Source organism: Isoptericola haloaureus (assembly GCF_036689775.1).
Lineage (GTDB): Bacteria > Actinomycetota > Actinomycetes > Actinomycetales > Cellulomonadaceae > Isoptericola > Isoptericola haloaureus.
The window spans coordinates 331,175-345,233 of record NZ_JBAGLP010000110.1; the positions used below are offsets into that span (position 1 = coordinate 331,175).

The following is a 14,059-nucleotide window of genomic DNA, read 5'->3' on the forward strand; positions in this document are numbered from 1 at the left end:
GCCATGCGCGTCCCGTTCGCCGGAGCGGGGCGGTACCAGGCATGGCCGCAATGGTAGCCTCTGCCGAGTCCTTGGCTCGTCGCGTGCCAAGCCCCGAGACACGAGGAGCTCGATGACCACGCCATCACCGGCGCACCCTGCACCTTCCCTCGCCGACGGCGAGCTCGCCGCCGCACTCGCCGACGGTGCCGGGCAGGTGCTGCTCGCGCTGCGTGCCGACGTCGACGCCGCCGGGGGGGAGTTCGACCCCCGCGAGCTGAAGAGATCGGGCGACGCGGCCGCCCAGGCCTGGTTGGCGGCGGCGCTGACGCACGCCCGACCGGACGACGCCGTGCTGTCGGAGGAGGCGAAGGACGGTGCCGCCAGACTGGACGCCGACCGCGTCTGGATCATCGACCCGCTCGACGGGACACGCGAGTTCGCCGAACGGGTCGACGGCACCACCGGCTGGCGTGACGACTTCGCCGTGCACGTGGCGTTGTGGGTCCGCGGGCACAGCGACGCCACCGTCGGCGCCGGCGGTCTCGCGGCCGCCGCCGTCGCCCTCCCCGCTCGCGGGGTCGTGCACACGACCGAGGAGCCGTCCTCGGCCGCCGATCTCGACGACGCCGTCCGAGCCGTTCTCGCGGGGGAGCGGCCGCTCCGGATCGCCGCCAGCCGCTCGCGTCCGCCGGAGTTCGTCGCCGAGCTCTCCCGCCGCGACGACGTCGAGCTGGTCCCGATGGGGTCGGCCGGCGTCAAGGTGGTCTCCACGGTCGACGGAACGGTCGATGCCTACGTCCACGGTGGTGGACAATACGAGTGGGACTCGGCGGCACCCGTCGGTGTCGCGATCGCAGCCGGCCACGTCTGCACGCGGCTGGACGCGACGCCCCTCGAGTACAACCGCCAGGATCCCTGGCTCCCCGATCTGTTCGTCTGCCACCCGGCCCTGGCCGCGCACCTGCGTGCGGCGCTGCAGGAGGTCGGTGTGGCGATCAAGGAAGGTGCCCAGTCGTGACGTCTCACGTCCTGAGCCAGCTCCGCAGCCTCGAAGCGGAGAGCATCCACGTCATCCGGGAGGTGGCGGCGGAGATGCAGCGTCCCGTGCTGCTCTTCTCCGGCGGCAAGGACTCCATCGTGATGCTGCACATGGCGGCGAAGGCCTTCGCCCCGGCGCGCATCCCGTTCCCGATCATGCACGTCGACACCGGCCTGAACTTCCAGACCGTGCTCGACTGCCGTGACCGCTGGGTCGAGAACCTCGGCATCCAGCTCGTCGTCGCCTCGGTGCAGGACGCCATCGACCGCGGCCTCGTGCAGGAGGAGCCGAACGGCTCGCGCAACCGCATCCAGACCCCGGTGCTGCTGGAGGCCGTCGAGAAGCACGGCTTCGACGCGGCATTCGGTGGTGGCCGGCGCGACGAGGAGAAGGCCCGCGCCAAGGAGCGCGTGTTCTCCTTCCGCGACGACTTCGGCCAGTGGGACCCCAAGAACCAGCGCCCGGAGATCTGGAGCCTGTACAACGGCCGGGTCCACCAGGGCGAGTCGATCCGGGTGTTCCCGCTGTCCAACTGGACCGAGCTGGACATCTGGTCCTACATCGCGGCCGAGCAGATCGACATCCCGGACCTGTACCTGGCCCAGGAGCGCGAGGTCGTGGATCGCGACGGCATGCTGTTCGCCGTCAACGAGTTCACCCCCCTCAAGGAGGGGGAGACCTCCGAGATCCGGTCCGTGCGCTACCGCACGGTCGGCGACGCGAACCTGACGGCCGCCGTCGAGTCCAAGGCGACCACGCTCGAGGCCATCGTCGAGGAGGTCGCGGCCGTGCGCGTCACCGAGCGCGGCGCCACCCGCGGCGACGACAAGGTGAGCGAGGCAGCGATGGAGGACCGCAAGCGAGAGGGCTACTTCTAAGCCATGACCACGACCGAGCACACCACCGCCGAGGCTCTGACCGACGGCTCCATCGACCTGCTGCGCTTCGCGACGGCCGGCTCCGTCGACGACGGCAAGTCGACCCTCATCGGCCGGCTGCTGTTCGACTCGAAGACGATCTTCGAGGACCAGCTCGACTCGGTGGAGAGCGTCTCCAAGGACCGCGGCAACGACTACACCGATCTCTCGCTGCTGACCGACGGCCTGCGCGCCGAGCGCGAGCAGGGCATCACGATCGACGTCGCCTACCGCTACTTCGCGACGCCGAAGCGCAAGTTCATCATCGCCGACACCCCGGGGCACATCCAGTACACCCGGAACATGGTCACCGGCGCCTCGACCGCGGACGTCGCGCTGATCCTCGTCGACGCGCGCAAGGGTGTCATCGAGCAGTCCCGCCGCCACACCTTCCTGGCGACGCTGCTCGGTGTGCCGCACATCGTGGTCTGCGTGAACAAGATGGACCTCGTGGACTACTCCGAGGAGGTCTTCGAGCAGATCCGCTCCGACTTCACGGAGTTCGCCTCACGCCTGCGTGTCCCGGACCTGACGTTCATCCCGATCTCCGCGCTGGAGGGCGACAACGTCGTCAACCGGTCGGAGAACACCCCGTGGTACGACGGCCCCGCGCTGCTCAGCCACCTGGAGCGCCTGCACGTGGCCTCGGACCGCAACCTCATGGACGTCCGGTTCCCGGTCCAGTACGTGATCCGCCCGCAGTCGCACGACTCCCGGGACTACCGCGGCTACGCGGGCACGGTCGCCTCCGGCGTCATGAAGCCGGGCGACAAGGTCGTGGCGCTGCCGGCCGGTCTCGAGACGACGATCGAGGCCATCGACACGGCCGACGGTCCCGTCGGGGAGGCCTACCCCCCGATGGCCGTCACGGTGCGGCTCGCGGACGAGATCGACATCTCGCGCGGCGACATGATCGCGCGGCCGAACAACACCCCGGCCGCGCTGCAGAACATCGACGCGCAGATCTGCTGGATGGACTCCGAGTCCTCGCTCGTCAAGGGCAAGAAGTACGCCATCAAGCACACCACCCGCTGGGCGCGCGCGATGGTGAAGGACATCAACTACCGCGTGGACGTCAACACGCTGCACCGCGACGAGGAGGCGACAGAGATCAAGCTCAACGAGATCGGCCGCATCCAGCTCCGGGTGACGCAGCCGCTGTTCGTCGACCCGTACCAGCAGAACCCGCAGACCGGGTCGTTCATCCTCGTGGACGAGTCGACCAACCGGACGGTAGCGGCCGGCATGATCGGCGGCCTGCCGCACACCTCCTGACGTACAGCACGACGCCGCTCCCGGCTGCACCGCCGGGGGCGGCGTCGCTCTGTTCGAAGGGTGGGTAGGCCGCCCCTCACCCATTGATAGCATGCACGCCATGGATCGTCAGTACTTCCTCTGCGTCGGTGCCCAGAAGGCCGGCACCACCTGGTTGCACGACCAGCTGGGGCTCCACCCAGGTGTCGGCCTCCCCCCGCGCAAGGAGCTGCACTACTTCGATTCAGCGTTCCCCACGCGTTTCGACCGTTCTTTCGGCGTGGACTACGTGCGAGAGCTCCGGCGCAAGATCGACCAGCAGAAGCAGCTGGAAGACGTTCCTGGCCTGCTCGACATCATCGAGCTCGCGTTCCAGGGCCCCGAGCGCTATCGGGCCTACCTCGACAGCCTGGGTGCCGACGTCGTCGGCGAGATCACGCCCGCCTACGCGGGCCTCACGCGCGAGACGTACGAGGTCGTGCGCAAGACGTTGCAGCCCAAGGTCATCTTCATCATGCGTGATCCTCTGGAACGCTACTGGTCCGCCGTCCGGATGAGTCACCGTCGGACGCCGTACCGCCGCCGGCGGCTCGACATCGCGGACCGCTTCGATCGCGACATCGACACGAACAAGTCCTTCGTGAGGTCGGACTACGCGACGACCGTCCAGCTGCTGGACGAGACGTTCGGCGACGACGTGCTCTACCTGTTCTACGAGACCTTGTTCACGGCGGACAACCTGCGCCGGGTGGCCCGCCACATCGGAGCAGCCGAGGAGTGGCCCTGGGACCTCGGCCACACGTCGCACGTCGGCCGCCAGCTCGACATGCCGGACTCCGCGAAGGTCCGCGACCGGCTCCGACCGGTGTACGAGTTCACACGGCAGCGGTTCGGTGACGAGATCCCGGAGTCCTGGCACTACTGATCCCGCCGATTCGACCTCCGGCGGGATCGGTCGAGGACGGCTCCGACCGCCTCGGTGGTCTCGGCCCCGGCGGAACGCAGGAAGGCGTAGGCACCGTCGAGTGCGTCGATCGGGGCTGCGAGTCCTGAGTTCGGGTGGAAGGACCCGAGCGGCTGCTCACGCAGGGCGTCGATCATCTCGGTGAGTCCACGCCGCTGCGTGCGGTCGATCGTCCGGGGTGCGTACGCATGCCTGGCGGGGTCCGGCCGCACCAGGAGCCCGAGCTCGTCCAGGGCATCGACGGGATCGGCTACAGAGCGGTCGTAGATCTCGGCCAGCAGCTCCCGACGGCGGTCGGTGTCGAGGTCCGTCGCGCGAAGAGCGCGGACCGCGCCGAGGACCGTGCTGCGTCGACCCTGGATCTTCGCCGGGCTCGACGGCCGGGTCTCGAGGTGACCGGTCACGAACTCCTCCCGCGAGACGCCCTCGTGGTGCAGCACCCGGAAGTCCGTCCCCGCGGCGGTGGGCACCTGCTCACCGACGTCGTGCTTGGCGTGGTGGATCCCGATCCAGCAGTCGAGACTCGGACGAACCCCGACCTTGCCCTCGACATGACCGTTGAAGTACTGGCTGAGGGCGGGCCGCGCGATGATGCCCAGCGCGGTGAGCAGGTCGAGTTCGTCGGACGTGGGCCGGCGTTTGAACCACCCGCGCCGGCGCACGTCGTCGCTGCTCACCTCCTCGGAAGTGTCCAGGCGGACGGCCTGCACGGAGTCCTCGAGGCGCTCGAGGTGGTCCCGGTCGATCTCGAGGCACTCGTCGGCGTCGATGTGGAACAACCATGCGGCCCACGGCAGCGGGACGAGAGCGGTGCGCAGGAGGTTGGCGTTGATCGTCTGGCGTGCGTTGAGGTTGCCCGGACGGCTGCCACGCCAGTAGCTGGCGTCCGTGACGACGTGGGTCACGTGGGGGTGGGCTGCCAGGAAGGTCTCGGCGTCGGCGTCGGGCGCGTCGAGGAAGATCACGAGATGGTCCGCGCCGGACGCGAGGTTGCGCTCGACGAAGTCCTCGAGCGCCCGTACGGGGGCCTTGACGGTGCTCACGGTCAGAATCACACCTCATGATGGCAGTCCGCCCGGGACTGCGCCTCAGAACAGCCGCGGGACCGCTCCGCGGAGCGCCTCACCAAGGTACGGGGTCAGGGTGCGGACGTAGGTGGCGGTGAAGTGGTCATCGTCCCGGTAGACGAGGACGTTTCCGACCACCGGTGGGCACTCGTCATCCGTGCAGACGACGCCGCTCAGGTCGACCGGGTGGACGTTGGGCGGCACGTCGGCGTGGGTCTCCAGCGGTGACCGTCGCGCGAGAACCTCCGACCGCGCCACCGTGCAGGCCAACTGGCCCTCGTCCTGGACGCAGTCGGGGACCCGGCCGTCGAAGCGGGGATTGTCCCGGATCGCCACGACCGGGACCTCGGCGGCCGCCAGCCGCTGCCATGCCGAGATCTGGGGGTCGAGGACCTGCTCCGTCTCGCCGACCTCGTCGGGCGTGAACGTGCCGACGACGACGACCGCGTCCGGCTGCTCGTCCTCGATCCATTGCAGCGCCTCCTGGGCCCAGCGGGCGCAGTCGGAGTCCTCGTCGAGGACGACGAGGCGGCACCCGCTCTTGCCGAGCACCGACAGACGCCAACCGTGCTGCTCGGCGAGCAGCTGGAGCGCCGGCTCCCACTGGTAGGAGTGAGAGGCGCCCGCGATCACCACGTGGCGGCCGGGACGTGGCGGCGTGACCGAGTCGCACACGAGCAGCTCGTCGTAGCCGGGGCCGTCGCCGAACTGTTGGATGCAGTCGCCGTCCGCGAGGCTCGGTGGAAGGTCCTGGGCCGCGACGTCGGTGGTGGGGCGGAACTCCGCGTCGGTGGGACCCTGGCCCCGGCCGGCGGTGCCCGCGAGCGCGGCGGCGCCGGGATGGTCGGGCGAGCTCTGGGCGAGCAGTCGGAGCTCGGCGTCCTGGTGCCTCTGGACGGTCGCCACCCCCGCACCGCTCGCGACGGCGACGAGCACGGTGAGTGTGGCGGCGGTCAGGAGCGCCGGTCGAGCGCTGCGCCGTGCGGACAGGTCGACCGCCGGACGGTTCAGCACCAGACGGGTGACCCAGGCGAGCACCACGGACACCGCGAGGACGAGCGTCGCGCCCGACCACGTGAGCCGTTCCTCCCCGCGGACCTGCAGGTAGAACACCAGCAGCGGCCAGTGCCACAGGTACAGGGGGTAGGAGATGTCCGCGGCGAAGCGCAGCGGGCGGGCCTCGAGCGCACGTCGCGGACCCCACGTGGAGGCCGTCCCCGCGCCCACGAGGACCAGGAGTCCGCCCACGACCGGCCACAGGGTCCACGGTCCGGGGAACAGGCGTGCGCCGTCCAGGAGGAACCCTGTGCTGACGACCAGTCCGACGCCGAGCCACGCGGCCGTGGCACGCAGTCCGTCCGGCAGCCGGAGGAGGGGCAGGACGAGGGCGAGGAGCGCACCGAGGCCGAGCTCCCAGAAGCGGGTGAGGGAGCTGAAGTAGGCGATCGGCTGGGCGGTCGCGGTGAGGTGGACGGCGTAGGCGAACGACGCAGCGGTGGCCACGGCGAGCACGGGCAGCACCACGGTCGTCACCGTCCGCCCCGCACGGCGGGCCAGCCAGGCCAGCACTACGACGACGACCGGCCAGAGGGCGAAGAACTGGCCCTGGACGGACAGGGACCAGAAGTGCTGCAGCGGACTGGCCGTGGGGCCCGCTGCACCGTACTCGAGCTGATAGGCGATCAGGGCCCAGTTCTCGACGTATAGTGCGGACGCAACGGTCTCCCGACCGACCTCGACCCACCGCGAGACGGGCAGCAGGGCGACGGTCAGCAGCGCCGTGACCGCGAGCACGAGCGCCGCCGGCGGGACCAGGCGCCAGGCGGTGCGCGCGTAGTGGGCGGCTAGAGAGATCCCCGGACCGTCGGCTCGCCGGACGAGCGATCGCGTCAACAGAAAACCGGAGACCAGCAGGAACACGTCGACGCCGCCGGAGACACGGCCGTTGCCGAAGAGGTGAAAGACGACCACGAGGACCAGGGCGAGGCCGCGCAGGCCGTGCAGCTCCGAGATGTGGTGGGACGCGGTGACGCGCCCCTGTCGTGCCGAGTACTTCACGTGGTGCCGATCCGTGTGCGACCTGCGCGGACAGCTGTTGCGTCCACGCTCCGAAACCCCGACATCCTACGCGCTCTTGGCAGGCCACGTCCGCCGCACGCGGCTACCGCCCGGCCGCGTACCCCTGCGCCCCGCGCGGGTTGGCCGCGGCCCCGAGCCGACCGGTCGCCGGGTCCCGGGTCACCGCCGACAGGCGTCCGAGCGACCAGGGCCCGGCCTCGGTCAGCACGTGGCCGCGCCGGGCCAGGGCGTCGATCACCTCGGTGCCGAGCCGCGACTCCACGACGGCGCCGCCGGGTGTCCACGTGCGCGGCCAGAAGGAGTCGACCATCGACGTCGTGTGCAGGGTCGGCGCGTCGATCGCCTGCTGCGGGGTGTACCCGCCGACCAGCGTGCGCAGCAGGAAGGGCAGCTGCCACTGGTCCTGCTGGTCGCCGCCGGGCGTGCCGCAGGCCATGACGGGCCGGCCGCCGTCGAGCACGAGCGTGGGGGAGAGCGTGGTCCGGGGACGGACCCCGGGCGCCAGCCGGGACGGGGAGGTCTCGTCCAACCAGGTCATCTGCAGACGCGTGCCGAGGCAGAACCCCAGTGCGGGGATCTCCGGCGAGGACTGCAGCCACCCGCCGGACGGCGTCACGCTGACCATGTTGCCCCACCGGTCGACGACGTCCACGTGGCACGTGTCGCCCCGCGTCGTGCCGTTCACCTGGACGGTGGGCTCCCCGGTGCCCGACGACGCGGCCCCGGTCGTGCGCAGCGGGGGCAGCGGGGGAGTGGTGCGCCCGGGCACGCTGCCGGGCCGCAGCTCGTGCGAGGCCCTGTCCCCGATCAGGTCCCGGCGCTGCGCGGCGTACTCCGTGGACAGGAGGTGGTCGAGCGGCACGTCGGTGTCGCCGTACCAGACGTCCCGGTCGGCGAGCGCGAGCTTGAGCGTCTCGAGCACGGTGTGGGCGCCGAGCTCGGTGGCCACGTCCAGCCGGTCGTCCTCGAACCCGTCGAGGAGGCGCAGGGACTGCAGCAGCACGGGGCCCTGGGTCCACGCACCGGGCTTGACGACCGTGCGGCCCCGGAACGACACCGTCGCCGGCTCCTCGAAGCCCGCGCCCGTGCCGGCCAGGTCGGCGGCGGTCAGCACGCCCGCGTGGTCGCGGCCGTCCGAGTGCCGGTGCGGCGTGGCGACGAACTCCTCCACGGCGGGCCCGACGATCTCTCGCCAGGCGGCGCGAGCGGCCTCCACCCCGGCGGCGCGCGAGGGTGCGGCGTCGGCGGCGTCGCCGAGCCGGTCCAGCACGGCGGCGTAGGCGGGGTTGGTCACCGTCTCGCCGGGCCGTGGCGGCCGGCCGTGCGGCATCCACCGCGCGGCGGACGTCGGCCAGTGCTCGGTGAAGAGGTCGGCCACGCGTCCGATCGTCGCGGCGACGGCCGGCAGCACCGGGTGCCCGTCGCGGGCGTACCCGACGGCGTAGGTCAGCACGTCGCGCACGGTCCAGGTCCCGTGGTCGCGCAGCAGGACGAGCCATGCGTCGACGGCGGCCGGCACGGCGGCGGCCAGGGCACCGGAACCGGGCACCAGGTCGAGGCACTCGGTGTCGCGGTAGTGCGCGATCGTGGCCGCGGCCGGCGCCGGTCCCTGGCCCCTGAGCACCTGGGGCCGGCCCGGTGCGTCGGCGGTCGCGAACAGGCCGACCAGGTCGCCGCCCGGGCCGTTGAGGTGCGGCTCGACGACGTGCAGCACGAACGCCGCGGCGCAGGCGGCGTCGAACGCGTTGCCGCCGCGCTCCAGCACCGACTGCGCACTGCCGGTGGCCGACCAGTGGGTGGAGGCGGCCATGCCGAACGAGCCCTGCAGGTCGGGGCGGGTGGTCGGTGCGGGCGCTGGGGTGAAGGTCATGCGGTCTCCCGTCCGCGGAGGTGGCCGACGGCGGTCACGGTCAGCGCGACGGCCGCGCTGAGGGCGACGCCCCAGGCCAGGTGGATCTGCAGCAGTGCCGCGCCGACGCCGGCCCCGGCCCCGAGCAGGAGGATCGCCGCGACGCGGCGGCCGACGTGCCGACCGTGACCGCCGACCAGCCGCGAGTCCATGGCCAGTCCGGTGATCGCGCTGGTGACCACCACCGTGGTGATCTCCTTGACCGCCAGGTGACGGGCGGCGGCCGCCTGGAGGCCCATCGCGCCGGCCAGCAGGCCGGTGACGGTGAGCTGGACCCCGGGGGGCATGTCGGTGTCGTGGACGCCCAGCAGCACGGTGAGGGCGACGAGGACGAGACCGACCGCACCGAAGCACGCTGTGGTCCGTCCGGTCCACCCGACGTCGTCGGCGCGGAGCACGAGCCCGCCGACGGCGGCACCGGCGAGGAAGGTGACGAACGCCAGCAGCGGGCCGACCACCGGCAGGTCGTCGGCGCCGGCGAGTCCCATGCCGAGGATGACGACGTTGCCGGTCATGTTGCCGGTGAAGACCCGGTCGAGGCCGAGGAAGCCGACGGCGTCGGCGGCCCCGGTGGAGAAGGTCAGGGCGAGCATGAGGCCGAGGTGGAGACGGTCGCGGGGCACAGCGCCACCCTAGGCCCGGCCGGCTGCCTGCGGAGACGCGTCATGTTTCGTTCTCGTGAGCATCCTCACGGGTCAAAGACCACTCATGTTTCCGAATTGTCTTCGCTGCGCCCCGCCAGATCACATGTCGATAACAAAAAGGTACACATCGTGATAAAGATCATCGGTCGGCGCGGGGATGGTCGGTGGACCACATGTGCCTATCGCCTATGGTGAGAAGTAGTGCGTGAGTGTCGACTCGCGGCCGACAGGCTGTCGAGGCGGGTGGTCGCAGCCCGCACGGGCCAGGCCTGAGCCGAGTCCGACGACCAGTTTCTGCCCCCTGACCAGGGAGAATTGTGCCAGCCATCGAGGCAAGTGGCCTGACAAAGATCTTCGGGCGCCGCCCGCAACGCGGCGTCCGCATGCTGCAGGACGGCGCCGACCGCGCCGAGCTCCGCAAGGAGGGGCTGACGGCTGCGGTCATCGATGCCACCTTCGACGTCCAGCCCGGCGAGATCTTCGTCGTCATGGGTCTGTCCGGATCCGGTAAGTCGACGTTGATCCGCATGGTCAACGGTCTGCTCGAGCCGACCGACGGCGTCATCACCATCGACGGGCAGGACGTCACCCACCTGTCCGCGAACGCCCTGCGCGAGGTGCGCCGGACCAAGGTGTCCATGGTGTTCCAGCACTTCGCGCTGCTGCCGCACCGCACCGTCGGGGAGAACGCCGCCTACCCCATGCAGCTGCGCGGCGTGAACAAGGCCGAGCGCGAGGCTCGCGCCGAGGAAGCCCTCGGCATGGTGGGCCTGGGCGGCTGGGGCGGCTACATGCCGGACCAGCTCTCGGGCGGTATGCGCCAGCGCGTCGGGCTGGCCCGAGCGCTCGCCGCCGGCACCGACGTCATGCTGATGGACGAGGCGTTCAGCGCTCTCGACCCGCTGATCCGCAAGGAGATGCAGGACCAGCTCCTGGAGCTGCAGTCCGAGCTCGGCAAGACCATCCTGTTCATCACCCACGACCTCAACGAGGCGATGCGTCTCGGTGACCGCATCGCCATGATGCGCGACGGTCGCGTGGTGCAGGTCGGCACCTCCGAGGAGATCCTCAACGAGCCGGCCAACGACTACGTCGCCCAGTTCGTGGCCGACGTCGACCGCTCCCGCGTGCTGACCGCCGGTGCCGTCATGGAGCGCCCGGTGGCCGTGGTGGGCCCGGACTCGGGTCCCAAGGCCGCCCACAAGCTCATGCGCGAGCACCAGACGTCCTCGCTGCTCGTCGTCGGGCGCGACCGCACGGTCGCCGGCGCCGTCCTCGAGAGCGACGTCGCCGACGCGGTGCGGCGCGGTGTCGAGAAGCTGCCGATCAGCGACGTGCCCGTGCCGCGGGTGTCGCCCGACGCGGCGCTGGCCGAGCTGTTCCACCACGCGGCCGAGAGCAAGGCTCCGATCGCCGTCGTCGGGGAGTCGGGGCGCCTGGAAGGTGTCATCCCGCGGGTGACCCTGCTCAGCGCGCTGTCCGGCCCCCCGACGGACAGCCCCGACGTGGCCGCGGACGGCCAGGGCGAGGGCCCTGCCGACGGTGAGCCCGTTCTCGACCCGGCAGGAGCGAAGTGATGGTCCCGATGTCCACCTCTGACGACACTCTGATCCCCAAGGTGCCGGTCGGTGAGGCCGTCGACAGCGGGATCGACTGGATCAACGACAACCTCGAGTGGCTGCTGGACGGCATCACCGCCGTGATGTCGTTCCTCATCGACGGCATCACGGACCTGCTGCTGCTGCCGCCGCCGCTCGTCCTGGCCGCGCTGTTCACGCTGCTCGCGCTCCTGGTGCGGTCGTGGGGCTTCGCCGTCTTCACGCTGATCGGCACGCTGCTGATCATCAGCATGGAGATGTGGGAACCCGCGATGGAGACCCTCAGCCTGGTGCTGGTCGCCACCGTCGTCGCGGTGATCGTCGCGGTACCTGTCGGCATCCTCGCCGCCCGGAACGACGCGGTCAGCGCCTTCGTCCGCCCCATCCTGGACTTCATGCAGACGATGCCCGCCTTCGTCTACCTGGTCCCGGTGGTCATCTTCTTCGGTATCGGCGTCGTCCCCGGTGTCTGCGCGACCATCGTGTTCGCGCTGCCGCCCGGCGTCCGCCTCACCGAGCTGGGCATCCGTCAGGTCGACGGCGAGACCGTCGAGGCCGGCGAGGCCTTCGGCGGCACGCCGTGGCAGATCCTGCAGGGCATCCAGCTCCCGCTGGGCCTGCCGACCATCATGGCCGGCGTCAACCAGGTCATCATGCTGGCCCTGTCGATGGCGGTCGTCGCCGGCATCGTCGGCGCGGGCGGTCTCGGCGGGGAGGTCGTTCAGTCGATCTCCACGCTCGACGTCCCGCAGGGTGTCGAGGGCGGTCTCGCGGTGGTCATCCTGGCCATCTTCCTCGACCGCACCACCGGCGCCATCGGCCAGCCGACGGGCCGCTCGCTCCTCGCGGTCCTCAAGAGCCGCAAGGGCGACTCCGGCCGCGCAGCGGTGGCCTCGGTCTGAGGCGCCGCCGGCACCTACCCACCGTCCTGCCGGGCAGGGCACGACCTGTCCGGAACCAACTGTCCCGGGACCCGTCCCACCACGGGGCACCGTCCCCCGACACGGAAGGAACTCATCACATGAGCACTCATCGCAAGCACCTTCGCCGCCGCCAGGGCCTGGCCCTCGTCTCCGCCGCGGCGCTCGGCCTCACCCTGGCCGCGTGCAGCACGGACGACGGCGGCTCGGACGACGCCGGTGCCGAGGGCACCGACGAGTCGACCGAGGAGATGGCCGACGGCGACATGGGCACCATCACGCTCGGCTACCTCCCGGCCTGGACCGACGGTCTGAGCATGGCCTACCTCGCGGACAACCTGCTCACCGAGGCCGGCTACACGGTCGAGCACCAGGACGTCCAGGAGGCCGGCCTGCTGTACACCGCTCTCGCCGAGGGCGACGTCGACATGTACCCGTCCGCGTGGCCCGAGGTCACGCACGCGCAGTACATGGAGGAGTACGGCGACTCGATCGACGACATCGGCACGTACTACGACAACGCCAAGCTCACCATGGCGGTGCCGGAGTACACCGAGGTCGACTCGATCGCCGAGCTGGCCGACAACGTCGACCTGTTCGACGGCACCATCGTGGGCATCGAGCCGGGCGCCGGTCTGACGGCGGCCGTGCAGGACTCGGTCATCCCGACCTACGGCCTGGACGAGGCGGGCTACGAGCTGCAGACCTCCTCCACCACGGCGATGCTCACCGAGCTGGAGCAGGCCACCGAGGACGAGGAGGACATCCTCGTCACGCTGTGGCAGCCGTTCTGGGCGAACGCCGCCTACCCGGTCAAGACGCTCGAGGACCCGGAGGGTGCGCTCGGTGAGGCCGAGGGTCTGCACTTCCTGGGCACCAGCGGCTTCGCCGACGAGTACCCGGAGGCCGCCGAGATCATCGGTGGTATCCAGCTCGACGACACGCAGTTCGGCACGCTCGAGGACCTCGTCGTGAACGAGAACCCGGACGACCCGGCTGCCGGTGTCGAGGCCTGGCTCGAGGAGAACCCCGACGTCATCCCGATGCCGGAGAGCTGAGCCTCCCTCTGACGTCCGGCCCCAGGGCCGACCCGAAGCGCCCGTCCCGGTCCGTCCGGGGCGGGCGCTTCGTCGTGCCCGTCGACGGCGGGCGGATTGCCCTGCCATCATTGGTTACGGTGCTGTTCAGGCACTTGCCACGTCTCGGTCGACGGCAGGGAGGAGTCCCGGTCCGGTCTCCGCCGAATGCTTCATTTTGTGACCTTATTTCGCTAATCTCCTCCTGTCGGCTTTGCCGTCTGCCGAACGTCAGAGGAGATCATGTGTTGAAGGAGTCGCAGCCCCGAGCTGCGCGAGGGTTCCGTGCGCGGCGGGTCGTGACCGGTGCGACCGCGCTGTCCGTCCTGCTGGCCGGGACGGTGCTCGGTACCGTCCCGGCCGCTGCCGACGACGACGCCCCGGTGTCAGTTATGTCGAGCGAGCCCATCACGGAGCCGTCGACGGAGCCCATCACGGAGCCGTCGACGGAGCCGTCGACGGAGCCCATCACGGAGCCGTCGACGGAGCCGTCGACGGAGCCCACCTCGGAGCCGTCGACGGAGCCGTCGACGGAGCCCACCTCGGAGCCGTCGACGGAGCCCACCTCGGAGCCGTCGACGGAGCCGATCGTCGTCGACGCCGTGCCGAC

Annotated in this window: 12 protein-coding genes; 8 read left to right on the forward strand and 4 right to left on the reverse strand. The window is 70.8% G+C overall.

Translation table 11 applies throughout. From position 1 onward, the window contains the following. The first annotated feature begins 112 nt into the window (after window positions 1-112). From V5O49_RS05365 to V5O49_RS05380, 4 genes are all read left to right on the forward strand, one after another. Window positions 113-1,000: an inositol monophosphatase family protein gene (locus V5O49_RS05365; protein WP_332901319.1), complete on the forward strand. Its 888-nt coding sequence runs from the start codon at window positions 113-115 to the stop codon at window positions 998-1,000. Beyond that, window positions 997-1,899 (forward strand): sulfate adenylyltransferase subunit CysD, encoded by a 903-nt coding sequence (cysD, locus tag V5O49_RS05370; protein ID WP_332901320.1) that lies wholly within the window; start codon window positions 997-999, stop codon window positions 1,897-1,899. The genes V5O49_RS05365 and cysD overlap by 4 nt, the downstream gene beginning before the upstream one ends. A 3-nt stretch (window positions 1,900-1,902) precedes the next feature. Then, on the forward strand, window positions 1,903-3,213 hold the full coding sequence (gene cysN / locus V5O49_RS05375; RefSeq protein ID WP_332901321.1) for a sulfate adenylyltransferase subunit CysN: 1,311 nt from the start codon (window positions 1,903-1,905) through the stop codon (window positions 3,211-3,213). Window positions 3,214-3,313: 100 nt separating this feature from the next. After that, window positions 3,314-4,117 (forward strand): sulfotransferase, encoded by an 804-nt coding sequence (locus tag V5O49_RS05380; RefSeq protein ID WP_332901322.1) that lies wholly within the window; start codon window positions 3,314-3,316, stop codon window positions 4,115-4,117. Here V5O49_RS05380 and V5O49_RS05385 read toward each other — a convergent pair. From V5O49_RS05385 to V5O49_RS05400, 4 genes are all read right to left on the reverse strand, one after another. Continuing rightward, on the reverse strand, window positions 4,111-5,199 hold the full coding sequence (locus V5O49_RS05385) for a glycosyltransferase family 2 protein (protein WP_332901323.1): 1,089 nt from the start codon (window positions 5,197-5,199) through the stop codon (window positions 4,111-4,113). The genes V5O49_RS05380 and V5O49_RS05385 overlap by 7 nt on opposite strands. Before the next feature lie 45 nt (window positions 5,200-5,244). Continuing rightward, window positions 5,245-7,281, reverse strand: coding sequence for an acyltransferase family protein (locus tag V5O49_RS05390; protein WP_332901324.1), 2,037 nt, complete (start codon window positions 7,279-7,281; stop codon window positions 5,245-5,247). A 103-nt stretch (window positions 7,282-7,384) separates the two neighbouring features. Next, entirely contained in the window at window positions 7,385-9,172 is a 1,788-nt protein-coding gene (locus V5O49_RS05395) for a gamma-glutamyltransferase family protein (protein ID WP_332901325.1), read from the reverse strand. Further along, window positions 9,169-9,834 carry a YoaK family protein gene (locus V5O49_RS05400; protein WP_332901326.1) on the reverse strand — a complete coding sequence of 222 codons (666 nt, stop codon included), beginning with the start codon at window positions 9,832-9,834 and terminating at the stop codon, window positions 9,169-9,171. Before V5O49_RS05400 ends, V5O49_RS05395 begins: the two co-directional genes overlap by 4 nt. Window positions 9,835-10,172: 338 nt before the next feature. On the opposite strand from V5O49_RS05400, the gene V5O49_RS05405 reads away from it, so the two are divergent. The 4 genes from V5O49_RS05405 to V5O49_RS05420 form a co-directional block, all read left to right on the forward strand. Then, complete coding sequence (locus V5O49_RS05405; RefSeq protein ID WP_332901327.1) at window positions 10,173-11,432, forward strand: quaternary amine ABC transporter ATP-binding protein; 1,260 nt, start codon at window positions 10,173-10,175, stop codon at window positions 11,430-11,432. Between the two features lie 8 nt (window positions 11,433-11,440). Continuing rightward, the gene (locus tag V5O49_RS05410) at window positions 11,441-12,355 is read left to right on the forward strand and encodes an ABC transporter permease (protein WP_332901328.1); all 915 of its coding nucleotides are present in this window, start codon (window positions 11,441-11,443) and stop codon (window positions 12,353-12,355) included. 119 nt (window positions 12,356-12,474) lie between these two features. Next, window positions 12,475-13,431 (forward strand): glycine betaine ABC transporter substrate-binding protein, encoded by a 957-nt coding sequence (locus V5O49_RS05415; protein WP_332901329.1) that lies wholly within the window; start codon window positions 12,475-12,477, stop codon window positions 13,429-13,431. A 317-nt stretch (window positions 13,432-13,748) separates the two neighbouring features. Then, window positions 13,749-14,059 (forward strand): hypothetical protein (locus V5O49_RS05420; protein WP_332901330.1); only part of this gene is annotated, 311 nt, incomplete at its 3' end.

What these genes read in the sequence shown, in the direction of transcription:
- V5O49_RS05365 (WP_332901319.1), top strand. Translation starts at nt 113, where the DNA reads ATGACCACGCCATCACCGGCGCACCCTGCACCTTCCCTCGCCGACGGC.
- cysN (WP_332901321.1), top strand. Translation starts at nt 1,903, where the DNA reads ATGACCACGACCGAGCACACCACCGCCGAGGCTCTGACCGACGGCTCC.
- V5O49_RS05380 (WP_332901322.1), top strand. Translation starts at nt 3,314, where the DNA reads ATGGATCGTCAGTACTTCCTCTGCGTCGGTGCCCAGAAGGCCGGCACC.
- V5O49_RS05395 (WP_332901325.1), bottom strand. Translation starts at nt 9,172, where the DNA reads ATGACCTTCACCCCAGCGCCCGCACCGACCACCCGCCCCGACCTGCAG.
- V5O49_RS05410 (WP_332901328.1), top strand. Translation starts at nt 11,441, where the DNA reads ATGTCCACCTCTGACGACACTCTGATCCCCAAGGTGCCGGTCGGTGAG.
- V5O49_RS05415 (WP_332901329.1), top strand. Translation starts at nt 12,475, where the DNA reads ATGAGCACTCATCGCAAGCACCTTCGCCGCCGCCAGGGCCTGGCCCTC.